The organism is Leifsonia xyli subsp. xyli str. CTCB07 (genome assembly GCF_000007665.1).
GTDB classification, from domain to species: Bacteria; Actinomycetota; Actinomycetes; order Actinomycetales; family Microbacteriaceae; genus Leifsonia; species Leifsonia xyli_C.
The window spans coordinates 1736788-1762642 of the sequence record NC_006087.1 but is presented as its reverse complement, the minus strand read 5'-3'; the positions used below and the strand labels follow the sequence as shown (position 1 = coordinate 1762642).

Annotated in this window: 27 protein-coding genes and 1 pseudogene; 13 read left to right on the top strand and 15 right to left on the bottom strand. The window is 68.1% G+C overall.

Features of this window, described 5'->3' with window-relative positions; genetic code table 11:
* Positions 1–28: 28 nt before the first annotated feature.
* Complete coding sequence (locus LXX_RS08365) at positions 29–1240, bottom strand: winged helix-turn-helix domain-containing protein (RefSeq protein WP_011186450.1); 1212 nt, start codon at positions 1238–1240, stop codon at positions 29–31.
* A 9-nt stretch (positions 1241–1249) separates the two neighbouring features.
* Positions 1250–2590: a peptidoglycan glycosyltransferase FtsW gene (locus tag LXX_RS08360; RefSeq protein ID WP_011186449.1), complete on the bottom strand. Its 1341-nt coding sequence runs from the start codon at positions 2588–2590 to the stop codon at positions 1250–1252.
* A gap of 1093 nt (positions 2591–3683) precedes the next feature.
* Between LXX_RS08360 and LXX_RS14360 the strand changes: the two genes are divergently transcribed.
* From LXX_RS14360 to LXX_RS14355, 3 genes and pseudogenes are all read left to right on the top strand, one after another.
* Entirely contained in the window at positions 3684–4115 is a 432-nt protein-coding gene (locus tag LXX_RS14360; protein WP_192807295.1) for a hypothetical protein, read from the top strand.
* Between the two features lie 20 nt (positions 4116–4135).
* On the top strand, positions 4136–4900 hold the full coding sequence (locus LXX_RS08350) for a hypothetical protein (protein WP_141692809.1): 765 nt from the start codon (positions 4136–4138) through the stop codon (positions 4898–4900).
* Between the two features lie 526 nt (positions 4901–5426).
* A pseudogene (locus LXX_RS14355) lies at positions 5427–5691 on the top strand (ISL3 family transposase); the annotation flags it as partial.
* Here the strand turns inward: LXX_RS14355 and LXX_RS14885 are convergent.
* On the bottom strand, positions 5634–5777 hold the full coding sequence (locus tag LXX_RS14885) for a hypothetical protein (RefSeq protein ID WP_176714761.1): 144 nt from the start codon (positions 5775–5777) through the stop codon (positions 5634–5636). The pseudogene LXX_RS14355 and the gene LXX_RS14885 sit on opposite strands and share 58 nt — an antisense overlap.
* 172 nt (positions 5778–5949) lie before the next feature.
* On the opposite strand from LXX_RS14885, the gene LXX_RS08345 reads away from it, so the two are divergent.
* Entirely contained in the window at positions 5950–7191 is a 1242-nt protein-coding gene (locus tag LXX_RS08345) for an AI-2E family transporter (RefSeq protein ID WP_011186447.1), read from the top strand.
* Positions 7192–7235: 44 nt separating this feature from the next.
* Positions 7236–8495, top strand: coding sequence for a threonine ammonia-lyase (gene ilvA / locus LXX_RS08340; RefSeq protein WP_041767638.1), 1260 nt, complete (start codon positions 7236–7238; stop codon positions 8493–8495).
* A 72-nt stretch (positions 8496–8567) separates the two neighbouring features.
* Here the strand turns inward: ilvA and greA are convergent, their stop codons facing one another.
* On the bottom strand, positions 8568–9059 hold the full coding sequence (greA, locus tag LXX_RS08335; protein ID WP_011186445.1) for a transcription elongation factor GreA: 492 nt from the start codon (positions 9057–9059) through the stop codon (positions 8568–8570).
* Positions 9060–9165: 106 nt separating this feature from the next.
* Positions 9166–9675 carry a DUF4307 domain-containing protein gene (locus LXX_RS08330; RefSeq protein ID WP_081423133.1) on the bottom strand — a complete coding sequence of 170 codons (510 nt, stop codon included), beginning with the start codon at positions 9673–9675 and terminating at the stop codon, positions 9166–9168.
* Between the two features lie 130 nt (positions 9676–9805).
* On the opposite strand from LXX_RS08330, the gene LXX_RS08325 reads away from it, so the two are divergent.
* On the top strand, positions 9806–10069 hold the full coding sequence (locus LXX_RS08325) for a hypothetical protein (RefSeq protein ID WP_011186444.1): 264 nt from the start codon (positions 9806–9808) through the stop codon (positions 10067–10069).
* A 14-nt stretch (positions 10070–10083) separates the two neighbouring features.
* On the opposite strand, the gene LXX_RS08320 is transcribed toward LXX_RS08325, so the two are convergent.
* Complete coding sequence (locus LXX_RS08320) at positions 10084–10830, bottom strand: PAQR family membrane homeostasis protein TrhA (RefSeq protein ID WP_050737999.1); 747 nt, start codon at positions 10828–10830, stop codon at positions 10084–10086.
* Between the two features lie 151 nt (positions 10831–10981).
* Between LXX_RS08320 and LXX_RS08315 the strand changes: the two genes are divergently transcribed.
* The 4 genes from LXX_RS08315 (at position 10982) to LXX_RS15685 (ending at position 15060) form a co-directional block, all read left to right on the top strand.
* Positions 10982–11776, top strand: coding sequence for an isoprenyl transferase (locus LXX_RS08315; RefSeq protein ID WP_011186442.1), 795 nt, complete (start codon positions 10982–10984; stop codon positions 11774–11776).
* Positions 11777–11845: 69 nt separating this feature from the next.
* On the top strand, positions 11846–12967 hold the full coding sequence (locus LXX_RS08310) for an aminotransferase class V-fold PLP-dependent enzyme (RefSeq protein WP_041767637.1): 1122 nt from the start codon (positions 11846–11848) through the stop codon (positions 12965–12967).
* A gap of 217 nt (positions 12968–13184) precedes the next feature.
* Positions 13185–14528: a PhoH family protein gene (locus LXX_RS08305; RefSeq protein ID WP_223227623.1), complete on the top strand. Its 1344-nt coding sequence runs from the start codon at positions 13185–13187 to the stop codon at positions 14526–14528.
* Positions 14529–14817: 289 nt separating this feature from the next.
* Positions 14818–15060 carry a hypothetical protein gene (locus LXX_RS15685; RefSeq protein WP_155806807.1) on the top strand — a complete coding sequence of 81 codons (243 nt, stop codon included), beginning with the start codon at positions 14818–14820 and terminating at the stop codon, positions 15058–15060.
* Between the two features lie 151 nt (positions 15061–15211).
* Here the strand turns inward: LXX_RS15685 and LXX_RS08295 are convergent, their stop codons facing one another.
* Genes LXX_RS08295 through xseA form a run of 5 tightly spaced genes read right to left on the bottom strand, consistent with a single transcriptional unit; the run spans position 15212 to position 19548 of the window.
* The gene (locus tag LXX_RS08295; RefSeq protein ID WP_011186438.1) at positions 15212–16618 is read right to left on the bottom strand and encodes a class II fumarate hydratase; all 1407 of its coding nucleotides are present in this window, start codon (positions 16616–16618) and stop codon (positions 15212–15214) included.
* A gap of 36 nt (positions 16619–16654) precedes the next feature.
* Complete coding sequence (locus tag LXX_RS08290; RefSeq protein ID WP_041767635.1) at positions 16655–17323, bottom strand: carbonic anhydrase; 669 nt, start codon at positions 17321–17323, stop codon at positions 16655–16657.
* Positions 17323–17979, bottom strand: a complete 657-nt coding sequence (locus LXX_RS08285) for a DUF4245 domain-containing protein (protein WP_041767634.1) — start codon at positions 17977–17979, stop codon at positions 17323–17325. The genes LXX_RS08290 and LXX_RS08285 overlap by 1 nt, the downstream gene beginning before the upstream one ends.
* Positions 17976–18254 carry an exodeoxyribonuclease VII small subunit gene (locus LXX_RS08280; RefSeq protein ID WP_011186436.1) on the bottom strand — a complete coding sequence of 93 codons (279 nt, stop codon included), beginning with the start codon at positions 18252–18254 and terminating at the stop codon, positions 17976–17978. The genes LXX_RS08285 and LXX_RS08280 overlap by 4 nt, the downstream gene beginning before the upstream one ends.
* Before the next feature lies 1 nt (position 18255).
* The gene (gene xseA / locus LXX_RS08275; RefSeq protein WP_081423132.1) at positions 18256–19548 is read right to left on the bottom strand and encodes an exodeoxyribonuclease VII large subunit; all 1293 of its coding nucleotides are present in this window, start codon (positions 19546–19548) and stop codon (positions 18256–18258) included.
* A 76-nt stretch (positions 19549–19624) separates the two neighbouring features.
* Between xseA and LXX_RS08270 the strand changes: the two genes are divergently transcribed.
* Entirely contained in the window at positions 19625–20671 is a 1047-nt protein-coding gene (locus LXX_RS08270; protein WP_041768388.1) for a 4-hydroxy-3-methylbut-2-enyl diphosphate reductase, read from the top strand.
* Here LXX_RS08270 and LXX_RS16805 read toward each other — a convergent pair.
* Entirely contained in the window at positions 20568–21137 is a 570-nt protein-coding gene (locus LXX_RS16805; protein ID WP_370558475.1) for a hypothetical protein, read from the bottom strand. The genes LXX_RS08270 and LXX_RS16805 overlap by 104 nt on opposite strands.
* Positions 21138–21181: 44 nt before the next feature.
* The gene (locus LXX_RS08265) at positions 21182–21913 is read right to left on the bottom strand and encodes an MFS transporter (protein ID WP_041767633.1); all 732 of its coding nucleotides are present in this window, start codon (positions 21911–21913) and stop codon (positions 21182–21184) included.
* A 67-nt stretch (positions 21914–21980) separates the two neighbouring features.
* Between LXX_RS08265 and LXX_RS14875 the strand changes: the two genes are divergently transcribed.
* On the top strand, positions 21981–22658 hold the full coding sequence (locus LXX_RS14875; RefSeq protein WP_218060887.1) for a hypothetical protein: 678 nt from the start codon (positions 21981–21983) through the stop codon (positions 22656–22658).
* 596 nt (positions 22659–23254) lie between these two features.
* On the opposite strand, the gene LXX_RS15680 is transcribed toward LXX_RS14875, so the two are convergent.
* Both LXX_RS15680 and LXX_RS15675 read right to left on the bottom strand, forming a co-directional pair.
* A complete protein-coding gene (locus LXX_RS15680; RefSeq protein WP_223227622.1) occupies positions 23255–24223 on the bottom strand; it encodes a recombinase family protein in 969 nt (322 codons plus the stop codon).
* A 57-nt stretch (positions 24224–24280) separates the two neighbouring features.
* The gene (locus tag LXX_RS15675) at positions 24281–24793 is read right to left on the bottom strand and encodes a recombinase family protein (protein ID WP_223227621.1); all 513 of its coding nucleotides are present in this window, start codon (positions 24791–24793) and stop codon (positions 24281–24283) included.
* A gap of 134 nt (positions 24794–24927) precedes the next feature.
* Between LXX_RS15675 and LXX_RS08250 the strand changes: the two genes are divergently transcribed.
* Positions 24928–25797: an SDR family oxidoreductase gene (locus tag LXX_RS08250; protein ID WP_041767631.1), complete on the top strand. Its 870-nt coding sequence runs from the start codon at positions 24928–24930 to the stop codon at positions 25795–25797.
* Positions 25798–25855: the final 58 nt, after the last annotated feature.

The following is a 25855-nucleotide window of genomic DNA, read 5'->3' as shown; positions in this document are numbered from 1 at the left end:
GCCCCGGCGCCACCACGAAGGAGGGCGGTCAGTGCCTGACCGCGCTCGCGAGCGCCGGGGCGAGGTCGCCGCGAGCCCGCGCCGCGACCTCCACACCGTCGAGCCCCTGCCATCTTGCGGTCGTGGCGAGCAGCGGCACCAGGCGTTCCACGATCCCGTAAGGCCCGGTTGTCTCCGTCCAGGCGGACTGCACCCGTAGGACGCCGTTCTGCCGGTCGCTTTTAAGGTCCACCCGGCCGACCAGCGCATCGTCCAGCAGCAGGGGCAGCGAGTAGTAGCCGTAGACCCGCTTCGGTGCGGGGGTGTAGATCTCGATGCGGTAGTGGAAGCCGAACATCCGGAGCGCCCGGTCGCGACGCCAGACGACGGGGTCGAATGGCGAGAGCAGCGCGGCTGTCTCCACGCGTCGCGGGCGGCGGGCGCCGCGGTGAATCCAAGCGGGGAGCGGTCTGCCGTTGCTCTCCCAGCCGGGGACGCACACAGGGAGCAGCTCGCCGGACTCCTCCAGGTCGCGGATCGCCGCGCGTGCGGGAGCGGTGCGGATGCGATAGTAGTCCGCGAAGTCTCTCACCGTGCCCACACCGTGTGCGACGGCCGAGCGGCGGATTAGTTCGCGCACCGCGTCCTCCTCGCTGACGCTGCGCTTCAGGACGCTAGCGGGCAGCACCTCTTCCACCAGTGCGTACCGCCGCTGGAACCGGGTGCGGCCGGCGATCGCCACCTCCCCCATCAAGAACAGCGTTTCGAGTGCCCGTTTGACCGCCGACCAGCCCCACCACGGGCCCGTGCGTGTGTTCGCGTCGTGTTCGATCTCGCTCGCGGCCAGCGGTCCGCTGGCGGCGAGTTCCCGCCGCAGCCAGTCCACCGTTTCGCGGTTGCTGTCGAACCAGCCGCCGGCCTTCCCGTACCGGTCGCGGTTGAACCGCATCCGCCACTCGAACAGCGGCCAGTCCTCTTTGCGGATGAACGCGGCTTCGTGCGCCCAGTATTCGGTGTGCGGTCCGCGCGCGTCGAACGTCAGCCGGTCGAGCAAGCTGCGGTCGTAGGCGCCGAGCCGGGCGAAAGCGGGCAGGTAGTGGCTGCGCTCGAACACGTTCACTGAGTCGATCTGCAGCAGATTGATGCGGTCGATGAGGGCGTTGAGCTGCCGTGCGCCTACAGTGGCGGGACGGGGTCGCCCGAAGCCCTGAGCGGCGAGCGCGATGCGGCGGGCCGCGGCGGGGGAGAGGTGATCGGCCACGGGACGACCCTAGCCGTCCCCTCTGGCACCCGCTGCCCGCCGAGCAGGCATGTCCCGCTGGCCGGACGGGTGGCCAGGCGCGCTCGTCCACCGGCGCGCTCGCCTACCGGGTTCCGGCCGGTTTCCCTGCGCGGGGGCGCTGGCGGCCCGGGCGGGGTCGGAGTCTGTCTGCACGAAGGAGAGCACCACGCCGATCGCCGCCAGGGATGAGATCAGCGCTGTGCCGCCCGCCGAGATGAACGGCAGCGGCACCCCGAGCGTCGGGAGGAGACCGAGCACGACCCCGACGTTGACGAACGCCTGGAAGATCAGCCAGACGAGCACCGTGGCGGTCGTGATGCGCGCCGTCGCATCCGGCGCTGTGCGGACGATGCGCAGCAGAAGCACCGCGAGCAGCACGAACAGGAGCAGCACGACGCACGCGCCGATGAGGCCGAGCTCCTCGCCGATCACGGCGAAGATGAAGTCGGTGTCCGCCGACGGCAGCCACGACCACTTGGCGTGCGAGTTGCCGAGCCCGACGCCCCAGACACTGCCCGAGGCCAGCGCGTAGTGCGCGTTGTCGAGCTGCCAGTTCACATCCGGGTTCACCGCACTCGTCCCGCCGAAGAAGGCCGACAGGCGACCGCGCCGGGTCGCGCTTGAGAGGGCGAGCAGGATGGCCGCGAAAGCGCCGACGCCCATCACCATGCCGAGATGCTTGATCCGCACACCCGCGAAGAAGGCCGCCCCGATCGTGAACACGGCCATCACGACGGTTGTGCCGAGGTCACCGCCGGCCATCACGAGGAGGAGGGCGGGAGCGGCGACCGGGAGGATGCGCCGGGCGAGGGTCCGCCAGTTCGTCAATTCGTCCTGGTCTCGCCCCAGAGTGAAACCGAGCCAGACGACGAGCCCGAGTTTGATGCCTTCCGATGGCTGGCCGGTGAGCGGCCCGATCCGGACCCAGTTCGTGTTGTCGCCGATCTGCACTCCGAGCGGCGTGGTCAGCGCGAGCAACTGGAGGAGGCTGGAGACCAGGAGCACCGCCATCGCCGCGCGCCGGGTCCAGAGCCGCGGAAGCCGGGAGACGGCCAGCATGACCACGATCCCGACGGCCGCGTACGCGCCCTGCGATCCGAAGCGCGCGAAGAAGCCGAGCCCGTCTGTGTACGACTCGACCGCCGAGGCCGAGAGCACCATCAGCAGTCCGAACACCGCGAGGAAGAGCACCGTCGCGCTCAGGACGATGCCGATCGCGGACGGACGGCGGATGCCGCTGCGCAGCCGGATGAGGAGACGGCGCGGCCTGCCCGGGGCAGACGCCGTGGCGGACGCGGCGGCGACAGGGGCGGTGGAGGGTGCGGGCACGGTGGGTCTCTGGGCTGCGGACGGGACACTTCCGACCCTAGCGGGTGGATTCCGCCTCCGGTGGGTGCTCTCCGGCGGGCCGGGCCTCCGTCCGGATCGGCGATGCGGGTCTCGTCCGGCTGTCCCCGGCGTCGATCCCCGATGCTGGGGGAGGGCTGTGAAACGATCGGGCCGGGATGAGAGCGCCCTGAAGAAGCGCAGCCGGCCGTTTTAACCGTGTCCCGCAGCACTACCCCCGAACCACACGTCCAGCTCGATGACGCGGCACTCGATCACCGCCCGATCAGACTCGATCGACTGCCCAATAGCTTCGCAGAACATCGTGAGATCGGGTGCGGCGAAGGTAGCGTGGAGCACGTCGAGGTCTTCCGGACGGTGAGTGTAGGAACTTCCATGTCAGCTACAGTGCAGTTCATGCACAGTCGGCGGAAGAAACAAATCCTTCTCGCCCTCACCGCAGGCATCCTGACATCTCTCAGCGGATGCACGTCACTGCCTGCCTTCGTCGAGCGCTCCTACGAAGGGGCGCCCACGGAAACACATGCACCCAAGGCAACACCCCTGCCGAATATGACCCCGAAGGCATCAGGCGATCTTCCCGATCCCGATCTTGGACCGAGGGCGCAATGGACTGCCACTCCCGGCGTGTTCGCTCTCTCCCTCTGGGGAAGTTCCTCCTGTCCCGTGGAGCCCGTCACGATGGACGCGGTATCCATGATCGCGTTGCCGTGACGGTTCGCTCACAAAGCGGATTCTTTGGTTCATGCACCGCCGACCTCGCCATCAGAACCTACGAAATACGTCTCCCCCCTCGATCTCCCCCACAATCCCACTAACGATCGTCGTTGACGATCGCCAGCTCACTCTAGAACCTGACAGGTAAAACGCAAACTTGACATGTGAAACCTTGATTGCTTGACTGACGTGAACCTCTATCCCCGTGGGATAAACGCTCAAAGGAGAGCAAGTGAGTTCACAACTGCGGCACACGCTCTCGAAAGCCGCCATTGCAGGGGCAGCCGTTCTTTCACTATCAGGTCTGAGTGTCTCGGTAGCCCATGCCGATCCGACCGTCGCAGACCGCCCTGGACTGGTGGCCGAGACCCGCCCCTTACCAGCAGATGTCTCCCTCTCGCCTTTGCCAGATGACCAGGACTCTGGGCTCCCTGCCGGAATGCAAGACGGACTATGGGATCTCTACGCCACAAACCCTGATCTCAATGTGAACACTCTGGAATGGGACAGCGCCCACGGGAAGCTCCTCGTCTACACCGCCGCAACCACACAGGTCCAGCCGCTCTTCGATGAACACCTCAGCGGTATGCCCGTCGAGCTGGTTCCAGCGAAGCATTCAAAACGCACCATTGATGCTGTCCTCGACCGGATCGCATCCACGGGCGGTGACCTCGGCAACGGACAACGAGTAGTGACCGCGCAACCGGCAAAGGATGGTTCGTCCATTGCGCTCGGGGTGGAGGGCACGACCGACGCCCGGGGACGCTTGGCTCCCCTCAACGCCCCATAGCTCTCGGTACCGACATCCCATTGACGGTCCAGCCCGCGCCGACTATCGAGCCTTCCATGTGCAACATCGGCTACTACGGGAACTTCTTTTCCGGCGCGATCATGACCAGACCCGCTTCGTCCACCACGATCCAGTTGTGTTCCACCGGGTTCGCTATCAGCAACATGTCCACATACCAACCGGGCATGCTCTCTGCCGAGCACTGCGGTCGCGGCCACATCGGAAGCACCTGGTACTACTCAACCGTTCAGGTACCAAATGCTTCACTCGGCCAATTCCAAGGAATGCTCGGCGGCGGAAATATCGGACAAGTCGACACCGGAATCTGGCTCGGTGGAAACCTCGATGCGTTCTATCCCGCCGTGTTCACCGGAGCGAACAACGGCGACTCCCCGCTGACCGCGATCCGCGGAGCCGTCGTACCCGTCGTGGGGACATCCGTCTGCTACTCCGGGGCACGATCCGGCAACATCTGCGGCAACAAAATCGAAGCAACCGGTCAGATGACGTGCTACACGGTCTCGCAGTGCTACGCGAACCAGAGCATCACACAACAGACCAGCAACATCCCTGCTGTCGGCAACGGCGACAGCGGCGGCCCCGTCTACCAATCCATCAACGGCCAACCCTACGGAGCCGGAATCATCAGCGGCATCCAAAACGGCAACAATTCCTGCACCGGCGACCCCAGCGATGCCAACCGCAAGTGCAGCGCGCGAGCGATCTTCGCGCCGCTGAACGCTGCGCTCGGAAACGGCCAATGGGGTTTCAACTATGTCCCGTAGACACGGGACATCTAGCAATCAATTCTCGTCATCACTGGCGGTGAGCGATTCGCGCATCGTTGAGCTACATGCCAGCGCGAATAATGATTGGTGACAATGCCGTGTCGCAGAAATGACTCGGAGCGCTATAGGGAATCCGCGGGATATTCTCCGCGCGTGCCCTGCTGTCCGTGCTGCTATTTGTCGGCTGCGCAGCGACACCGCCATTCGACGGAGCGCTACCGCCCCCGCTCCTTCCCCGGGCGGAGACAACACGTCAAGAAAACGATCTCGTAGACGAAAGAACCACCTCATAGGGTAGGCATCAAGTCGTCTCAGACAGCGAGATTCATGTCTTCTTCCACGCGGGAAATCCGAACCGTTACGGCACCCACACAACGGTCACCGAAAGCGGCTTTTCGCGGTTGAGGGTGTCGGCGTTGGTTGGTGGGTAGGCGTCGAGGTCTTCCAGGATGGAAGTTCTTACATTCACCGTCCGGAAGACCTCGACGTGCTCCACGCTACCTTCGCCGCACCCGATCTCACGATGTTCTGCCGCTTCGACAAGTTTGGCCTCGAAGCTGTTGGGCAGTCGATCGAGTCGGATCGGGCGGTGATCGAGTGCCGCGTCATCGAGCTGGACGTGTGGTTCGGGGGGAGTGCTGCGGGAAACGGTGACTCGTCCACGGGCGGATGAGCTGTTCGAGCATCGGCTCACGAACTTGCTGGTGAGGGTGCGCCGCTATCGCTGCGATCACTGCCACCGCACCTGGCGGCAGGACATGTCGAAGGCGGCGGCGCTTCGGTCGAAGGCGGGGTTCAAGCGGTAGTCCGCCGCACCCTGCATACCGGCGACAAGCTGCTCACCGACAAGAAACTCGGTAAGCAGAGGATGCAAACCGTCATCGACTCCGTCACCAGAGGCGTCCCGGCCGACTCGAGCACCTCCGTGGCTCCGCCCTGGGATTCCGGAACCTGACACACCACATCGCCAGGAGCCCGCTCGAAGCCAGAGGATTCAGACCCCACCTACACCCTCGATTACGATGAGCCGTTTTAGACTGATCGGCATGGCTGACAGCGACCCCCCGCCTCCCGGTCCGGTCCGGCCGGGGCGCGCCTGCTTTCTGCGCAGTCGGCGCGCCCCCGGCGCTTCCGGGGAGACAGACCGGGCGGCCGGAGCGATCGACGACGCTCTGCCGCGCGGTGTGCGTCTCGCCGGTGCGTGGTCGTGGCGTCTGCTCGTCATCGGCGCGGTCATCGTGGTCGCGGTCTTCCTCATCGTGCAACTGCGGCTGATCGTCATCCCGGTGCTCATCGCGGTCCTGCTCGGCGCGCTGCTCGTCCCGTTCAAGGAGCTGCTGATCCGTCACCGCTGGCCCGTTTGGCTGGCGATCCTCACGACCCTGCTCACGCTCATCGTCGTGGTCGGGGGACTGCTCTCCCTGGCGATCTGGCAGGTCACCCGGCAGAGCCACGATCTGCAGACGCAGTCCGTCGCGGCCTACGACGGCTTCCGCGCCTGGTTGACCACCGGGCCGCTCGGCCTCAGCGAAGCGCAGATCGCCAGCGGTCTCGACACGCTGTGGACCTCCATCCAGCAGGACAGCCAGGTCTTCGTCTCCGGGGCGCTCTCCCTCGGCTCGACCCTCGGGCATGTGCTCGCCGGCGTCCTGCTCACGCTGTTCAGCGTCCTGTTCATCCTGATCGACGGCAAAGGGATCTGGGCATGGATCGTGCGCGTCTTCCCGAGGAGCGCCCGCGGTGCGATCGACAACGCTGGCCGTGCCGGCTGGACGACCCTCCGGAATTTCGTGAAGGTGCAGATCCTCGTCGCTTCGATCGATGCGCTCGGGATCGGGCTCGGCGCCTTCTTCCTCGGGCTTCCCCTGGTCATTCCGATCGCGGTGCTGGTGTTCCTGGGGTCGTTCATCCCGATCGTCGGCGCGGTCGTGACGGGTGCGCTCGCGGTGTTTGTGGCGCTCGTCTTCAAAGGCTGGGTCTTCGCGGTCATCATGCTCGCCGTCGTGCTGCTGGTCCAGCAGATCGAGGGACACGTCCTCCAGCCGCTCATCATGGGCACGGCGGTGAAGGTCCACCCGCTCGCCGTGGTGCTGGCCGTCGCCGGGGGATCGCTGCTCGCCGGCATCCCCGGCGCCCTGTTCGCCGTGCCGTTGGTTGCCGTGCTCAATGTGATGGTGAACGACATCTCCAGCGGCGCCGGGCGGAGAACGCCGCCGGCGGGTCCCGCCCGGCCGTCCGGCGCCATCTGGGAGACCGTGCCGAGCGCTGCGCGCCGCCCCCGGAGCTGAACCGCATTCGCCATCGGGAATATCTCCGTGAGTATGCTTTGCGAGTGGCTACCGTGACCGATCCCACGCGCACCCCGTTCGCCGGCCCCAGCCTGGCCGCTTTCGAGGCTGCGCGCGCGATCGTGGCGACGGTGGCCCAGCCGACCCCGCTGGAGAGCTCCCGCTATCTCGCGGGCGTGCTCGGTGCGCCCGTCCTGCTGAAGTGCGAGAATCTGCAACGCACCGGCTCCTACAAGATCCGTGGCGCCTACAACCGCATGTCCAAGCTTACCGCCGAGGAACGTAATCGTGGGGTCGTCGCCGCCTCCGCCGGAAACCACGCACAGGGCGTGGCCTTCGCGGCCCGGGAGCTCGGCATCCACGCCACGATCTTCATGCCGGTCGGTGTGGCCATCCCCAAGTTCCAGGCGACGCGGGCGTACGGCGCTGATGTGGTCCTGAGCGGCAGCATTGTGGATGAGGCGCTGCGCGCGGCGGCGGATTTCGCGGCCGAGACCGGCGCTGTGCTCATCCCGCCGTTCGACCACCCGGACGTGGTGGCCGGTCAGGGCACGCTCGGCCTCGAGATCCTCGACGAGGTCCCCGACGTGAGCACGATCGTCGTCCCGATCGGTGGTGGCGGACTCATCTCCGGCATCGCCAGCGCGGTCAAGCAGCGTTCCGCACGCGAGGGCCGCACGGTGCGCGTGATCGGCGTGCAGGCCGCCAACGCCGCCGCCTACCCGCCCTCACTCGAAGCCGGCGCCCCCACCGAGATCTCCCTCGTCGCGACCATCGCCGACGGCATCGCCGTCAGCCGCCCGGGCGCGCTCAACTTCCAGATCGTTCAGGACGCGGTGGATGCCGTGGTCACGGTCACCGAGGACGACATCGCCCGAGCCCTCCTCGTCCTCCTCGAACGCGCGAAGCTCGTGGTCGAGCCCGCCGGGGCCGCGGCCGTCGCCGCCGTCCTCGCCGGGCACATCCCCGCCGATGGCACGACGGTCGTCATCCTCTCCGGTGGCAACATCGACCCGTTGCTGATGCAGCGTGTGATCAGCCACGGTCTCGCCGCCTCAGACCGCTACCTCAAGCTGTCGATCATGCTGCCCGACCGGCCGGGCCAGCTGGCTCGCATCGCGGAGATCCTCGCGGGCGTCAACGCGAATGTGGTCGAAGTGCTGCACACCCGGCATGGCCGCGGGCTGCAGCTCAGTCAGGTCGAACTCGATGTCTCCGTGGAGACCCGCGGCTCCGAGCACCGTCAGCAGGTCATCTCCGTTCTCCGCGCCGCGGGATACGATCCGGTCCTCGAAGAGGACTGAAACGGAACCGCCGGGCACACCGGTCGGTGTGCCCGGCGGTTCGGCCGCGTTCGTGCGCGTCGAAGTGGGGCGCTATTGGCCTGTGTAGGTTTCGACCTTGGTGATGCGGACGGCGATCTGGCGGCCGTTGGGGGCGGTGTACTCCGTCGTGTCGCCGATCTTCAGGCCCAGGATGGCGGCGCCGAGCGGGCTCTGCTCGCTGTAGACGGGGAGCTCTGTGCCGGTCGCGATCTCGCGGTTGCCGATCAGGAAGGCGCTTTCGTCGCCGGCGATGGTCGCGGTGACCACCGTTCCCGGCTCCACGATGCCGTGGCTCTCCGGCGCTGCGCCCACGGTCGCGCTGCGCAGCAGGGCGGTCAGCTGCACGATGCGGGCCTCGATCTTGCCCTGCTCGTCCTTGGCTGCGTGATAACCGCCGTTCTCCTTGAGGTCGCCCTCCTCGCGGGCCGCTTCGATCCGCTTCGCGATCTCAGCGCGGCCGTTGACGCTGAGCTCTTCGAGTTCGGCCGCGAGGCGATCGTACGCATCCTGGGTCAGAAACGTGGTCTGAGACTCCGGGTACAATGTGAACTCCTTCGCGCCTGCGGCAGCGCCGCCGGCAGATGGCCCGGTCAGGAACCGGTGGGTAAAGTCGACGCCCCGGCCTCGGCCGGGGCGCACCATGACAAGGCTAGGTCAGCCAGCAGGTTTTAATCAAACCCGTCGTGCTCTGTTGCGTCGTCCGGATGCTCTCTCGATGGGTGGTCACGCGCGAGTCCGAACCGGGGTAGCTGACGATCCGCCAGCCGACGATCGCGAAGTCCTCGTTGAGAGCTTGCAGTGCGCAGGTCACAGCCGTGCCTCGGGGTGTGTTGATGGTGAAGGTGATGTCGACGTGCCGGGCGTCGGGGATGGTGTACGCCGTGTCCGTGAACTGCAGATCGGCCTGGTCCTTGTCCCATCCGGCCCAGAGCACCCAGGCGGTGACGACCGCGAGCATGGCCGCAGCGCCCGCGCCGAGCAGCCAGCGGTCCCGGCGCTTCGCCGAAAGGGTGCGGTCGTAGCGGGAGGCGAGCCCGGCGGACTCGGGCGCGGCGGGGGCAGCAGCGGTGACGTCGTCGGGATGCGCGGCCTCCGGCGGCGGGAACGTCTCGACCCGGTCGCCCTCCGTGTCCGGGACGCTTTGGTCGTCGCGCGCCATCTGTGTCCTGTCTGCCTCTCGGCCGCCGCCCACGCCCGCCGCCGCTGCGACGGTAGGCTGAGACAACACTAGGAGACGAAGCTGTGAATGCCTCGTCGTCCCCGTCCGAGCCGAAAGCGACGTTCCCCCTATGTCCGACCTCTTGCTGCGCGCATCCGCGTGGCTCGCGGCCACCCCCACGCCGACCCCCAGCGGCGGTCCGGTCGATGACCAGGTGACCCCGGGCGTCGTCGGGTTCGTGGTCACGTTCCTGATTGCCGTCGCGGCCGTGCTCCTCATCCTGGACATGACCCGCCGCATCCGGCGCGTGCGCTACCGCGAGGAGATCGCGCAGAAGCTCGACGCCGAGCAAGCGGTGTCCACCGGCGGCGACACCGGCGACCATCGCAGCTGAGCGACGGCCCTCCCTCAGCCGTTGTAGGCGGGACGCATCGCGATGAGCAGCGTCGCCGCCCAGTGACAGAGGAAGGCCAGCACCGTCAGGGTGTGGAAGATCTCGTGGAACCCGAACACCCCCGGGAACGGGTTCGGGCGTTTGACGCCGTAGATGACCGCCCCCACGGTGTAGAGCACCCCGCCCACCATCACGAGCACCATCATCGCGACATTCGCGTTCACCAGGTCGACGATGTACATCATCGCCGCCCAGCCAAGCAACAGGTAGATCGGAACGTACAGCCAGCGCGGCGCTGAGATCCAGAACACCCGGAACCCGATCCCGAGGAGTGCGCCCGCCCACACGATCGAGAGCAGGAGCACGCCCTTCTCCGGCGGCAGCGCGAGCACCGCCAGCGGCGTGTACGTGCCCGCGATCAGCAGGAAGATGTTCGCGTGGTCGATGCGCTTCAGGACGATCTTGGTGCGCGGCTTCCAGCTGAAGCGGTGGTAGAGCGCTGAGTTTCCGAACAACAGCATCGACGTCAGCATGAAGACGGCGGCGGCCCACTTCGCGGATGCGCCCTGCGCGAGGCTGATGAGGACGATGCCCGCCGCGATGGCCACCGGGAAGGTGCCTGCGTGTATCCAGCCGCGCCACGTCGGCTTGATCTCCGAGGGATGGGCCGGGGAAGCGTCCAGCAGCGGGATGTTGGGGAGGGCCGGACCGCGCAGCTCATCGGCCTTCACCGCTCCGTCAGCGGGCGGAAGTGCGGTCATCGGTTCGGCCAGGAACTCGGCGACATCCTCGGGGTCGGAAGCGTTGCGCGGCGTCATGGGCCAAGCGTAAGGGACATAGCGGGCAAAGCTATGGGAGACGGGTGGCGGGACGCTGTGAGCTCTGGGCCGTGTGCCGCGCTAACGTATCCGAGTGAGCAGAAGAAGTTCTCCCCTTGCCAGCGGACTGCTCTATGGGTTGTACCAGAAAGGCGTTCGCCGCGAACTCGCGGCGCTCGGCGTCGAAGCGCTCCCGAAGCATGTCGCGATGATCATCGACGGTAACCGCCGCTGGGCACGCCAGGCCGGTCTCACCACGGTCGCGCACGGACACCGTGCGGGCGCCGCCAAAATGCGCGAGTTCTTGAAGTGGTGCGATGATCTCGGCATCGCCGTCGTCACGCTCTACCTCCTCTCCTCGGACAACCTCACCAACCGCGAGAGCGCCGAGCTGGCAGACCTCATCGAAATCATCGCGGAACTCGCCGAGGACCTCTCCCGCTACCGCCACTGGCGTGTCAAGCACGTCGGCTCCGCCGCCGGGCTGTCCGATCCGCTCGGCGCCGCGCTCACCGGCGCCGAGGATCGTACCGCGGCGAACGAGGGGATGCACATCAACCTCGCCGTCGGCTACGGCGGCCGCAAGGAGATCACTGACGCCATCCGCAGCATCGTCGCCGCGCACCAGGCCGAGGGCGGAAGCCTGGAGACCCTGGCCGACCTGCTGACACCGGATTTCATCGGCGCCCACCTCTACACCGGGGGGCAGCCCGACCCCGACCTCGTCATCCGCACCTCCGGCGAGCAGCGTCTCAGCGACTTCATGCTCTGGCAGAGCGCCCACAGCGAGTTCTACTTCGTCGAAGCGCTCGGCCCCGACCTCCGCGAAGTCGACTTCCTCCGCGCCGTCCGCGACTACTCCCGCCGACAGCGCCGCTTCGGCTCCTGAGCCGCAGCCGCCGAAGGGGATTCGCGTGCGCGGCTCGCAAAGCGGCAGGATGGTCCCCGGAGGTGCGGGATGACGACGATCGAGCAGTTCGCGCGCGGGTTCGGCGAGGAGCCGGGATACCTCGACTACGGCCGGGTCGGCCCGCTGTCGGCGGCGGTGCGAGCGGAGGCGATCGCGCAGTGCGAGATCCTTTCGCGGGCGCGGTTCGGCACGATCGAGGGGATGGCCGCGGAGGGCGCGCGTCTCCGCCAAGCCGTGAGCGCGCTGACGCGGTTCCCCGCCGATCAGGTCTCCTTCCAGTCGAACGCCTCCAGCGGACTCATGCACGCCGCGTTCGGCCTCACCGGCGGCGAGGTGCTGGTCTCGCGCGCAGAGTTCCCGAGCGTCACCTACGCGGCGGTCCGTGCGGCGCAGGCGATGCGCGTCATCGCGCCGGTCTGGCTCCAGACCGACAACGGCCGCGTCACGCCCGCGCGCATCCGCGAGCATCTCACGCCCGCCACGAGCGCGGTCATGGTCAGCCTGGTGGACTCGCGCACCGGTTATCTGGCCGACATCGACGGCATCCGGCAGGTCATCGGCGACCGGCTGCTGATCGTCGATGCCATCCAGGGCTTCGGCATGGTCGACGCCCCCTACGAGGTCGCCGATGTCGTCGTCTCGGGCGGGCAGAAGTGGATGCGGTCCGGCGGGGGCACAGGGTTCCTCGCCCTCAGCGAGCGTGCCATCGGGCACCTGACCCCGGTCTTCAGCGGCTGGGTCGGCACCGACGCCGACGGCCAGACCTGGGACGAGGTGCTCGACCCGGCGCGGGCCGCGCGGGCGTACGCTGTCTCCAACCCGGACCTCGTTGCCCAGGCGCGGTTTGCCGCCGGTCTCGACGAGGTCGCCGCGGTCGGCGTCCCGGCGATCTCGGCTGCCGTGTCGGCTGCCGTCGAGCGAGTCATCGCGCTCGCGGACGAGTTCGCTGTGCCCGTCTCCTCGCCGCGGAACCCCGCGGAACGCGCCGGGATCGTCGTGCTGGAGCCGCTGCCCGAGGAACTCACCGCTCTGGCCGCCGCCCTCTTCAACCACGGCATCACCGCGACGGTCCGCGAGACGAACGCGCGAATCAGCGTCCACGCAGGCACGACCGAGGAGACCTTCGGCATGGTGCGCGCCGCGCTTGTCTCCTACTCCTCCGCGATCTGAGCGGCCGGTTCCCGCAATGGTGCAGGAATTCATCAGCCCGTAACGCAACACACACCCGCGCCACGCATCGATCGGCGCACAGTCGGCGTAGTTTCGTGTCATCGGGCACGGAGCTCGGTCGAGACGGCCACACCGTTCGTTTCGAAACCCACTGGCCGACTCGCCATAAGGATCCGCCGGCTCTCGCGAGAGCGGGACCGCGGGGGTGGGAGTGGTCGTGGCTGAAGCAGGAACCCGGCAGTTCGAGTCGGCGGGAAACGCCATCCAGCAGAGCGAGCGGACTTATGTGCTCGACACCTCTGTGCTGTTGTCCGACCCCAAGGCGATCTTCCGGTTCGCCGAACACGCTGTCGTCATCCCCGTCGTCGTCGTGAGCGAGCTGGAAGGGAAGCGGAACGATCCCGAGATCGGGTACTTCGCCCGGCAAGTGCTGCGCAACCTGGACGATCTGCGCGTCCAGCACGAGCGGCTGGACTTCCCTCTCCCCGTGGGGGAGGGCGGCTCGCTGCGGGTCGAGCTGAACCACTCCACTATGTCGGTGCTCCCGAGCGGGATGCAGCTGGGCGACAACGACTCGCGCATCCTCGCCGTGGCGCTCAACCTGGCGAACGAGGGCCTTGCGGTCACCGTCGTCTCCAAGGACCTCCCGATGCGCGTCAAAGCCGCATCGATCGGCCTCGTCGCCGAGGAGTACCGCCACGAGCAGGCCGTCGACTCCGGGTGGACCGGTCTCGCGGCGATCTCGCTCGGCAGCGACCAGATGAGCGATCTCTACGAGGAGGAGTGGATGCGCACTCCGCTGGTCGACGGGCTCCCCATCAACACGGGGCTCATCATCCACTCCGACCGCGGCTCGGCCCTCGGCCGCGTCGTGAACGAGGGCGAGCTGAAACTGGTGCGCGGCGACCGGGATGTGTTCGGGCTCCATGGCCGCAGCGCCGAGCAGCGCCTCGCGATCGACATGCTCCTCGACCCGGAGGTGGGCATCCTGTCGCTCGGTGGCCGGGCCGGCACCGGCAAATCGGCGCTCGCGCTGTGCGCAGGTCTGGAAGCGGTGCTCGAGCGGCAGCAGCACAAGAAGATCGTCGTGTTCCGCCCGCTGTACGCGGTCGGCGGACAGGAGCTCGGGTATCTGCCGGGCGACCAGGGCGAGAAGATGAACCCCTGGGGCCAGGCGGTGTTCGACACGCTCGGGGCGCTCGTCTCGAGGAATGTGCTCGAGGAAGTGCAGGATCGCGGCATCCTCGAGGTGCTGCCGCTGACGCACATCCGGGGCCGCTCGCTCCACGACTCCTTCGTGATCGTGGACGAGGCGCAATCGCTGGAACGGAACGTGCTGCTCACGGTGCTCAGCCGGATCGGCCAGAACTCCCGTGTGGTTCTGACGCACGATGTGGCCCAGCGCGACAACCTGAGGGTCGGCCGTCACGATGGCGTCGCGTCGGTGATCGAGACGCTGAAGGGTCACGCGCTGTTCGGGCACATCACGCTGACGCGGTCGGAGCGGTCGGCCATCGCGGCCCTCGTGACCGAGATGCTGGAGGCGAACGAGCTGGCGTGAGGCCCTTGTCCTGTGGAGGATCAGGACCAACCGGTATTTCCTGTGAATGCCCGATCCGGAGGCTCGCCCCTCTCTAGCGTGAGGGTATGGGGAAAACACAGGTCCGGATCGCCGCCGCTGCCGTGCTCGGCGTTGCGCTTCTTCTGCTGCGCAACGCTGGGCCGGCTGCGGTCGGGAGCCTCTATCTCGCCGCGGTGACCGTTCCGCTGGTGGCGGCGGACGTGCGGGAGCGACGGCTCCCGAACGCGCTTGTCCTGCCCGGCTACGTCTTCCTCGTCGTGGGGGTCGTGTGGGACGGGCTGGCCCGGGGGAGCCCCCGTGGGGGCCGCTCGCCTTCGCGGCCGGGGTGCTCGTGCCGGTGGGGGAGACCGGCGCCGTGCTCGTTTGGGGGATCGCCTGCGTCCTGACCGCTGGCACGGCCGGAGCGGCAGCGGTGTGGAGCGGCCAGGGGGGCCGTGGTGGCACGGGTGGGGATGTTGCTCTGGGTCCGGTGCTGCTGGGGGCTTTCTGGGCGGTGGCCGCGATGTGGTGAGAGGACACGGCGAGGATCAGAGGGCAGAGCGCAGGGAGAAGGTGCGGTGTGGGGAGAAGGCCGGGCGCCCTCCTGCGGGGTGGGAGGGAGGGCACCCGGAAATCGGCGGAGTCGCGGTGCGGACGGTGGCCGTTCTCCCGTTCTGTGTGTCTCAGCCGGGGCGGGTCATGCTCAGCACGTCTAGCGCCTTGTCGAGCTGTTCCTCCGTCACCTCGCCGCGTTCGACGAAGCCGAGAGCGATCACGGCCTCCCGAACGGTCATCCCCTGGGCGACGGAGTGCTTGGCGACCTTGGCGGCGGCCTCGTAGCCGATCACGCGGTTCAGCGGGGTCACGATGGACGGGCTGGACTCGGCGAACGCGCGGGCCCGGGCGAGGTTCGCTTCGAGGCCGGCGACGGTCTTGTCGGCGAGCACCCGGCTGGCCTGCGTGAGGAGGCGGATGGACTCCAGCAGGGCGGTGCCCATCACCGGGATGGCGACGTTCAGCTCGAAGAGGCCGGAGGCGCCGCTCCAGGCGATCGTCGCGTCGTTGCCGATGACGCGCGCGGCGACCATGAGGGCAGCTTCTGGGACGACCGGGTTGACCTTGCCGGGCATGATCGACGATCCGGGCTGGAGGTCCGGGATATGCAGTTCGCCGAGGCCGGTGTTGGGGCCGGAGCCCATCCATCGGAGGTCGTTGCAGATCTTGGTCATGCTGACGGCGATGGTGCGGAGCGCACCGGAGGCCTCGACCAGGGCATCGCGGTTGGCCTGGGCCTCGAAGTGGTTGCGGGCCTCGGTGATCGGGAGCTCCGTCTCCTGGGTGAGGAGCTCGATCACCAGCTGCGGGAAGCCGGCCGGGGTGTTGATGCCGGTTCCGACCGCGGTGCCGCCGAGGGGGACTTCGGCGACCCGGGTCAGCGCCGCCCGGACACGTTCGATGCCGTAGCGGATCTGGGCGGCATAGCCACCGAACTCCTGCCCGAGGGTCACCGGCGTGGCGTCCATCAAATGAGTGCGGCCGCTCTTGACGGCCGCGGCCCACAGCTCGGCCTTCTCCTCCAGCGCGACCGCGAGGTGGTCGAGGGCCGGGATGAGATCGTCGATGAGCGCGCCGGTGACGGCGATGTGGACGGAGGTCGGGAAGACGTCGTTCGAGGACTGCGAAGCGTTGACGTGGTCGTTCGGATGCACCGGGCGGCCCAGGCGGCGCGTGGCGAGGGTCGCGAGCACCTCGTTCATGTTCATATTGGAGGAGGTGCCCGAGCCGGTCTGGTAGACATCGATTGGGAATTCGCCGAACAGTCCGCCGGCGACGACCTCGTCGGCGGAGGCCGTGATGGCGTCCGCGATCTCGGTGTCGATGACGCCGAGACGGGCGTTCGCGAGGGCCGCGGACTTCTTGATGCGGGCGAGCGCCGCGATCTGGGCGGGCTCCAGCACAGAGCCGGAGATCGGGAAGTTCTCGACCGCTCGCTGCGTCTGCGCGCTGTACAGGGCGGTTGCGGGCACCCGCACCTCGCCCATCGTGTCGTGCTCGATGCGGTACTCGGTGCCCGAACTGGTGTCCACCACGGTGTGTTCTTCCTTACTGTGTGTTGTGAGCGCCGCTCAGGCGGCACTCGGCGAGTCGGCGGCCGGATCGGCCAGACCGACGACGACGTCGGGGACGACCCGACCTTCCTGGAGCCGGTAGTTGGCCCCGACGATGGCGAGGAGATTGGCGGCGACGGCGTCGCTGATGATCTCCGAGCAGGCCAGCAGCTCGCTCACCGTGTGGCGCAGATGCTCCCGGCCGACCGCGGAGGCGTCCACCTGTGCGGGGTCGATCGCGGCGTCCATCGCGGTGTTCGTCACGCGGTGAACGGCCGGGACGATCGGGGCGATGAGCGAGGCGATGTGCGGGGGGAGCGGTTCGGCGTCGGCCGCCTGCGAGGCGATGGCCGAGGCGACGGCGCCGCAGGCGTCGTGGCCGAGCACGAGGATGAGCGGCACCTTCAGTACGGCGACCGCGTACTCCAGCGAGCCGACCACCGAGTCCGAGATCACCTGGCCGGCGTTGCGTACGACGAACGCGTCGCCGAGCCCGAGGTCGAAGATGATCTCGGCGGCGAGACGGGAGTCGGCGCAGCCGAAGATCGCGGCGAGGGGGGCCTGGCCCTGGGCGACGGATTCGCGGCGTTCGACGCCCTGGCGCGGATGACGGGGCGTGCCGGCGACGAAGCGCTCGTTGCCCCGCAACAACTCGTTCCAGATGCGTCCCGGACGGTTCGTGGGCATCACGCGTCTCCCAGCGATCGGATCTGTCCGGCCAGTGCGGCGGCGACTGTCTGGAACTCGGCGTCGCCGGCGGTCCCGAAGACGACGATGGAACTCTTTCCCGCTGTCGTCGTCAGGGCGTAGGCGACGTTGCCGGTGTCCGCGCCGGATGTGCGGTTGTCGTACACGTCCCAGCGCACGCCGTCGATGTCCCGGGTCCCGGCGATCCGGCTGCGGTTCACCTGGCCGGCCATCCAGCTCTCGTTCGCCTCGAAGCCCTGGGTGACACCGATGAACTCGCCTTTCGGCGTGAGCAGCCCGATATACCAGGAGTCGACGCCGTCGGCGGTCTTGGTGCGGAACTGTGCGCTGTTGGACGTCCAGGAGTCCGGCAGCTCCGGAACCAGCAGAGGGTCCGGCTCGCTGCCCTGCGCCTGCTGCGCAACGGCGGCGAAGTCGACGTCGTGGGTGGACGCGGTGGGGGCGCCACGCGGGACGGCCAGCACGATCACGATCACCAGTGTGACGGTCGCGATGAGCGAGTACACGAGGTTGTTGACGGTCTGCCGGTTGCGGTGGTTGGCCGAGTTCTGCGCCCTGCGGGCCGCCGTCTCCTCCGGCGTCTCGGGGCGACCGAGTTCGGCGACGACCGCCGGGGGCTTGTTTCGGGGGCTCATGCGCTGTCCGCGGCTCCCCTGCTGTCCGCCGCGACCGCGCTTTTTGCCGTGCCCGCGCTCTCTGCGGCCCCGGCGCGCGCGGCGTCGAGCCGGGCCTTCGCACCGATCAGCCACTCCTCGCAGCGCCGGGCCAGAGCTTCGCCGCGCTCCCAGAGCGCGAGGGACTCCTCGAGCGTCGCGGAGCCCTGCTCCAGCTCGGTGACGACGCGGACGAGTTCGTCGCGCGCCTCCTCGTAGCCGAGCGCGCTGATATCGGAGAGTGGCATGGCATCCATTCTATTTCCCCCGCGGGGCGGCCAGCGAGCCGTTCGTCGCGCCCTGCGCCGGCGAGGGGAGCGCCTTCCCGGCGGTCGCGGCCAGGGACCCGCCGGAGACGGTGATCCGCAGTTCCGTTCCCGCCGGCGCCTCCCCTGGCGCCGCGACGACACGGCCCGCCGCATTCTGCACGATCGCGTACCCGCGCTCCAGCGTCGCCTGCGGGCTCAGCGCGCGTAGTTGTCCGCGCAGCTCGGCCACCCGGGCGGCCTCGCGGTCCACGCAGCGCTCCACGAGTTCGGCCCCGCGGGCCACGAAGCGCGTCAGATCCTGGGCGCGGGAATCCACGATCCAGGACCCGGAGGCGAGGGCGGGCCGGGTCCTGAGGTGCCCGATGCGGTCGATCTCGTGCCGGATGATGTGCGTGAGCCGCGTCCCGATCCGGGCGCGGGCCTGGTGGACCCGGACAAGCTCTTCGGCGACGTCCGGGACCACCCGCTTGGCGGCGTCGGTGGGAGTTGACGCGCGCAGATCGGCCACTTCGTCCAGCAGCGGCCGGTCGGCCTCATGGCCGATGGCGCTGACGAGCGGCGTGCTGAGGCCGGCCGCTGCGCGGAGCAGGGACTCGTCGCTGAAGCCGAGGAGGTTCTGGAAGTCGCCGCCGCCGCGGGCGACGATGATGACCTCGACCTCGGGGTCGGCGTCCAGCTCCCGGAGGGCCGCTGTCACCTCCGGTACCGTCCGGTCGCCCTGCACGGCGGCGTACACGGTGCGGAAGCGCACCTGCGGCCAGCGCAGCTGGGCGTTGCGAAGCACATCCTTCTCGGCGTCCGAGTCTTTCCCGGTGACGAGCCCGATCGTGTGCGGGAGGAACGGGAGGCGCTTCTTGCGCTCGGGGCGGAAGAGCCCCTCGGCGCGCAGCTGCGCGCGCAGCCGCTCGAGCCGTTCGAGGAGGTCGCCGAGGCCGACGTGGCGCATATCGGAGACCTGCATGGTGAGCGTCCCGCCCTTGAGCCAGTAGTTCGGCTTGACGGCGGCGATCACCCGGTCGCCCTGCTTCAGATCGGCGGGGATGCGCGCTTTGACGGACGACCAGATCGTGAAACCGACGGTGGCGTCCTCGTTCAGATCCTTCAGCTTGCCGTAGACGTTGCCGCCGGAGACGCCCCACTGGGTGATCTCGCCCTCCACCCACGCCGTGCCGAGCCGCTCGATCCAGCCGCGGATCTTCGACGCCAGCAGTGCGACCGGCCACGGATCGTCGAGAGTGGGAGGTCCGGGGGCCATCCGGGGCGCACTCGCCGTCTCCGTCACTCGCGTTCCTCTCATCCCTTCCTCAGCGCTTGCCGCGTACGATCGAAGGGTGAGCGACGCGACCATCAGCCTCCCCATGCCCCGCATCCCCCTCCGGCGGGACGCGGGTGTGCGCGGCCTGCTTCAGGATATCCCGGTCCGGGGACAGAAGCGGGTCTTGCTGGCCGCCCCCCGCGGCTACTGCGCCGGTGTGGACCGCGCGGTCATCGCCGTCGAGAAGGCGCTGGAGCGCTACGGAGCGCCGGTCTACGTGCGCAAGCAGATCGTCCACAACATCCATGTCGTCTCCGAGCTGGAGCGGCAGGGTGCGATCTTTGTGGACGAGGTGGACGAGGTTCCGGAGGGCGCGCACATCGTGTTCTCGGCGCACGGTGTCTCGCCCGCGGTCGTCGCCGCCGCTGCGGACCGCGGGCTGCGCGCCATCGACGCGACCTGCCCGCTGGTGACCAAGGTGCATCGCGAGGCTGTCCGGTTCGCGCGCGACGACTTCGAGATCCTCCTGATCGGCCACGAGGGCCACGAGGAGGTCGAGGGCACCGCGGGCCACGCCCCCGAGCGCGTCACCCTCGTGAACAGCCCGGACGAGGCCGACACGATCGAGGTCAAGGACCCGGACAGGGTCGTCTGGCTTTCGCAGACCACTCTCTCGGTGGACGAGACGATGGAGACCGTGCGCCGCCTGCGAGAACGCTTCCCGAACCTGCAGAACCCGCCCAGCGACGACATCTGCTACGCCACTCAGAACCGCCAGGTCGCGATCAAGAAGGTCGCCCAGAGCGCCGATCTCGTCATCGTCGTCGGTTCGGCCAACTCCTCCAACTCGGTGCGCCTCGTGGAGGTCGCCCTGGAGTACGGCGCCAAGGCGGCCTACCGCGTGGACTACGCGAGCGAGATCCGCCAGGAGTGGCTCGACGGTGTCGCGACCGTCGGGGTGACCAGTGGCGCGTCGGTGCCGGAGGTGCTGGTGCAGGAGGTGCTCGCCGACCTCGCGGGCGCCGGCTACGCCGATGTGCAGGAGGTCAAGACCGCGGAGGAAGACCTGATGTTCTCGCTGCCGAAAGAACTGCGCAAGGACATCGCTGGCAAACGGGACGAGCGAGCGCTCGGCGGGCGGCGCAGCTAGCCTCGTCTGCGATCAGGCGGTCGGAGGTGTGCTGGTCCCCGGCTCTGCCGTCCCCGGCGAGCCGCCGGCCGCGCGGCGACGGATCAGCTCGAGCGCGGGTACCGCGACAGCGGCCGCCACACACGCCGACGACGCCGATCAAGAATGGATAACCCGCCAGACCGACCACGATTCCGCCGAGCAGGCTTGCGGCCCCGGCTCCGATGTTGAGGAGTGTGTCGGCGAACCCCTGCGTCCGCAGCCGGTCCTCAAGGGGCACCGAGGCCAGTGCGGCCGAACTGGCAATCGTCCCCAGCGACCAGCCGAGGCCCAGGACGGTGAGACCGATGCCGAACCCGACGGGTGTCCGGAGCCCGAACCCGATCACGGCGCACGCGGTCAGCGTCGACGTCAAAGCGATCACAGAGGCCGCACGCGGGCCGATCGCCCTCACCATGACGCCGAACAGGGGGCTGAGCGCGTACATCCCCACCAGATGAGCGCTCATGATCGTGCCGATCCCCTCTGCGCTCACCCCCCGCCGTCGAGGAAGACCGGAGCCAGACCCATGAGCGCGGTCATCGCCATATGGTTCGAGGTCGAGACGGTGATCGCGACCCGGGCCGCCGGAGGGAAGCGCTTTCCGACCGCGCCGGTTCGGGCCTTTCGCCGCTCGGTGTCGTCTGGATCGCCGGATGCCCGGAACCGGGTCAGTGCGACCACCAGGATCGCCAGGCCGTACAGCAGCGCGATGAGGAGGAACGGCCCGGACGGGCTTCCTCCTTTCAGGGCGATTGCCGTGAGCGGAGGACCGATGAGGCTCCCGACACTGGCTGTCCAGAGAATCAGAGCGATGTAGCGCGGACGTTTCGCGGGGTCTGGGGCGAGGTCGGCAGCGGCGAACCGCAGGGCGAGTCCGGCGACCGTGCCGCTCCCCACCCCGGCCATCCCCACGAGGAAGACGGCCAGCACGCCTGCGGCCGCGCCGAGGGCCGCGAGGCCGCTCCCGGCGAAGGCGACGGTGTAAGCGAACGTCAGCGACACAGAGCGGCCCCAGCGGGCGGCGAGGCGCGAGATCGGGAGGGCCAGCGCTCCCGCTCCGACGATGGTCGCGCTCTGGGCGAGGCCCGCGAAGGCTGCCGACCCCGACATGCTCGCCACCGTGAGCGCGCTCGCGGTGAGTGAGATGCCGACGGCGGCCGTCCCCAGCGTCTGCGCGACCGCCAGCGCGGCGAGCGACGCTCGACCCGGCTTCGACGTCACCGGCGTCTCGTGTAAAAGAACGGGGCTTCGTCCCCCGGATGAAGACGGCCGTGTAGTCCTCGACGTCTTGGTAGATCGCCGCTTCGTACTGTGTGACGATGCAGTCGTCGGGTTCTTCGACGGCGACACCGTGCCACGGGGAGATGAGCGTCCGCGGGCCGGCCAAACGAGGGGAGTATTGTCCCGGTTTCGGATTGACCGTGCTGCAGATCGCATAGCGGAAGGAGGATCCGATGAGGTTCACCTTCCGGAGCTTGTCCATCAGGACGGCGTATTCGAAGGCGGTGCTCTCGGCGCGTTGGCGCATGACGGCATCGGCCGCGGCGAAGAACTCATCGAGACCGATTTCGCGGTGCGTCCCGCTCTTATAGAGCTCGATGAGAGCAGCGGAGATCGCTGTCGTCTCGGTTCCTTGCCGCAGCGCTCGGATGAGATCGTCCCGTTCTGCGATCCGGCCAGACTCCCACGCGACAGCGATCTCGTGCCGGGTTTGGGTGTCCACGGCGTCGAGGTCCCGTTTCCGGGCCATTATCAGATCGTGCATGTCGACAGTGCGGATCTGGCCTCGTGCGCCGAGCAGGTCGATCTGCGACTCCAGGTTGCTGCCGTAGGGGAGAGCCTCGTCGTCGCTGTAGCCGTAGAACGGTCGATAGGCACGTCCGTCGAGGAGGAGAGTGAAGAGAACGCCAGGTGCGTAGGTCTATGCACGGTGTCTGAGATGTTCTTGAGACGTTGCAGTGCATAGAGCTCCCCCCAGGTCGGGGCTCACCCGCCGGTGGGCGGCCGGGTTGTGCGGACGACCCGCGAACGAGGGGAGGACGATCTCGATCGGCGACTCGGAGCGCATCGATCTCTCGATTTTCTCCCGTGCCTCTCCCGAAGGATGAAAAATGTTCTCGGCGGGACCTTTTCGAAACTCGGGTCGGTTCAGGAGGTCGAGAGTCGCGGACGCCCCGCGCCCGCTGGCAGGGTTGGAATCGTTCAGCCCGTGCCGACGCTGGAACAGGTCCACGTCGAAGCGGGGGAGCGTCCGAGAGAGCGGCGACGTTGCCAGGTCTGTCATTCTTCTTTCCTGTCTCCCGTTCCCTCAAGGTCTTCTGAGAAATCTAGAACGAACACTTTCAAAAAATGAATTCTGTGTTTCGTGAGATGGCGGTCGAGCTAGGCGCCTGGGCGATCGAGCAGACCAGGACCCACCGCGTGACGAGCGTGACCACCAAGGCACACTGTGGCGGCTTTGGTGGTGGCGTCCCGTGCCCGGCAGGGGTTGCCTGGCACAGTCCCGATCCCGTTGTCATCGCACGGTTGCGGGCGTTGTGCGCCCGCCCGAGGGTGCCGGGGTCAGGTGGCCCAGACGAACTCGGTGCGCTGGGTGAGGAGTCCCTGCCGGTGGGCGTGTAGCCGGGTCTGGTACTCCTGGTCGGTGTCGGTCTTGCGTCGGGGGACGATCGATGCGACTCCGGCGGGCTGGGCGTGGATGTGGACGCACTCCAGTACCAGCTTGGTCACCTCGTGCTTCCACGCCGCTGTGCGCCCGCCCAACTCGGCCGCGATGGTGCTCATGTTCACGCTCGCGCTCGGAAGCACCGGAAGTGCCTGCTCGTACTCGCGCTGAATCAACGCCAGCCGATCCATGATCCGGTTCCGCTGCCTGGACCAGGTGGCCCTGTCGATCAGCCCGTCATAGTGGTCATCGTCCAGGCGTTCCAGCGCTTCCCGGTCCGCTGCCAACCGCTGCCGCAGACTCGTCACCTTCTCGCCTCTCCCTGACCGTTGAGCGGTTCCAGTGAGGTCGATCCCAGCGAAAGCGGCGAGGACGACCTCCTCGATATGAGCCTGCACTTCGGTCGCGTTGATCGCGCGAGCGCACCCACCACGGGAGTGGTGCTCGCACACGTACTTCGGTCCCTTCTTGCGCATCTTGTGTCCACACCGCCCGCACCGGGTCAGCCCGGAGAACGGCATCACCCGCTTCGTGGACAATCCCTGTCCCGCGATCTTGGCGCGTCGGGCATCCAGAATCCCCACAACCTCATCCCACGTCTCCGCATCCAGAATCGGGGACCAGTTCTCTTGCGTGACCACCTCTGCCGTCGGCGTCCTGGCACCATCGGGACGCAACGGATGATACGTGCGTACCCCCTTCAACGCTGGGCTGCGCAGCAGCGATCCCAACACCTTCTCGTTCCAGTACGCCCCGTGCTCGGTCGTGTTCCCAGCACGGTTCCACCGCGTGACAATCTGATACAAGCTCTCGCCGGCCCGGACCCGGTTCACGGCCTCCCACACCTGGGCGGCATGCTCCGGCACGATGTGAAGCGTCGAGTCCGCCATCCGATACCCGAACGGCGCACGACCCCCATGCCACTACCCCTCCACCGCCCGCTGCTTCGACGCCCGCGCCACCCGCCTGGCGGTGTCCGCCGACGACTTGTTCGCCATCGCCACCAGCACACGGGCCATCGCCACATCGCTATCGGTGTCCAGGCGCAGGCTCCCCGTGGCGGAGCGCCCCCCGTACCCGTGGAGCATCTTCGATTCGATCAGATCCTCCAAATCGCGCGGGTCACGCACCGCACGGTCGAGGTCGTAGGCTATCAGCACGTCCCCGCCGTCGTTGGCCATCAACTGGAGCATCGCCCTAAACTTCGGGCGGATCACCCGCCGGACCTTCTCACCCGAGGGCAACACGATGGTGCGCTGCTTGAACGCGGACGTGTCGTTCTCACGGAACACCGCCACCACCTCCAGGCCCTCCGCGGCGGCCACCGCCCGGAAGTCCTCCTCCTGCCGGTCCACACCCCGCTCCAGACCCTCCGGGTCATCACTGATCCGCACATACACAACCGCACGCCGACCTACCTGCGTTACCTCGTTCACCGCTTGCACCTTCCGTCTCAAAGACGTAGGTACGTTTGTCACTCAGCTGCTTACTAAAAAGTGCGTACCTCCGTATGGGAAGTTTTGCGGCAGGCCGCCGGTTGGCCCCGTTACCAACCGAAAGGAAACCGATCATGACCATCATCGTCACCGGAGCAACCGGCCACCTAGGCCGCCTGACCGTGGAGGCGCTGCGGAAACGCGGCGTCCCCGCCGCCAGCATCCGCGCGCTCGGACGCAGCGCCGAGCGTCTGGCTCCGCTCGCCGCCCAGGGCATCGAAACCGCCGTGATCGACTTCGACAAGCCCGAGACGCTGGAGCCTGCGTTCGCCGGCGCCGACGCGATGCTGCTCGTCTCCAGCTCGGAGATCGGCCAGCGAGCGCGGCAGCACGGGAACGCGATCGAGGCGGCGAAGCGGGCGGGCGTCGGCCGTCTCGTCTACACCAGCGTTTTCCACGCTACCGAAACGGACGGCGTGCTCTCGCCCGAGCACGCCGCGACCGAGCGGCTGCTCGCGGAGTCTGGGCTGCCGGTGACCATCCTGCGCAACAACCTGTACACGGAGACATACGCGGATCAGGTCGGCATCGCGTCTATGACCGGCGAAGTCGTCGCCAGCGCGGGTGCCGGCCGCGTCGCGAGCGCATCCCGCAAAGACTACGCCGAAGCCGCCGCGGCGGTGCTGACCGCTGAGGGGCACGAGGGCGCGGTCTACGAGCTCTCCGGGGACGCTGCTTGGACGTTCACCGAACTGGCTGCGGTCGCTAGGGACCTGCTCGGGCGGGAGATCGCGTACCGGCCGGTGACGCCGGAACAGCACCGGCAGATCCTTCTCGGCGCGGGTCTCGACGAGGGGACTGCGGGCTTTGTGGTCGCGCTCGACGGCGACATCCGGGATGGCGGGTTCGCAGAGGTGACGCCCACGCTGTCCGAGCTGATCGGCCGGCCGACGACGCCGCTCGCGCAGGGGATCGCCGATGCGCGTACGGAGGCTGTGGCCTGACCCCGGTGGCGTGGGGAGGGGCCTCCTCTTCCCACGCCCACCCGGTCGGGGGTCTGGG

What these genes read in the sequence shown, in the direction of transcription:
- LXX_RS08320 (WP_050737999.1), bottom strand. Translation starts at nt 10,830, where the DNA reads ATGACCGCACTTCCGCCCGCTGACGGAGCGGTGAAGGCCGATGAGCTG.
- LXX_RS08345 (WP_011186447.1), top strand. Translation starts at nt 5,950, where the DNA reads ATGGCTGACAGCGACCCCCCGCCTCCCGGTCCGGTCCGGCCGGGGCGC.
- LXX_RS08280 (WP_011186436.1), bottom strand. Translation starts at nt 18,254, where the DNA reads ATGGATGCCATGCCACTCTCCGATATCAGCGCGCTCGGCTACGAGGAG.
- LXX_RS08325 (WP_011186444.1), top strand. Translation starts at nt 9,806, where the DNA reads ATGTCCGACCTCTTGCTGCGCGCATCCGCGTGGCTCGCGGCCACCCCC.
- LXX_RS08270 (WP_041768388.1), top strand. Translation starts at nt 19,625, where the DNA reads ATGCCCCGCATCCCCCTCCGGCGGGACGCGGGTGTGCGCGGCCTGCTT.
- LXX_RS08290 (WP_041767635.1), bottom strand. Translation starts at nt 17,323, where the DNA reads ATGCCCACGAACCGTCCGGGACGCATCTGGAACGAGTTGTTGCGGGGC.
- LXX_RS08250 (WP_041767631.1), top strand. Translation starts at nt 24,928, where the DNA reads ATGACCATCATCGTCACCGGAGCAACCGGCCACCTAGGCCGCCTGACC.
- LXX_RS08285 (WP_041767634.1), bottom strand. Translation starts at nt 17,979, where the DNA reads ATGAGCCCCCGAAACAAGCCCCCGGCGGTCGTCGCCGAACTCGGTCGC.
- LXX_RS16805 (WP_370558475.1), bottom strand. Translation starts at nt 21,137, where the DNA reads ATGTACGCGCTCAGCCCCCTGTTCGGCGTCATGGTGAGGGCGATCGGC.
- LXX_RS08330 (WP_081423133.1), bottom strand. Translation starts at nt 9,675, where the DNA reads ATGGCGCGCGACGACCAAAGCGTCCCGGACACGGAGGGCGACCGGGTC.
- LXX_RS08310 (WP_041767637.1), top strand. Translation starts at nt 11,846, where the DNA reads ATGACGACGATCGAGCAGTTCGCGCGCGGGTTCGGCGAGGAGCCGGGA.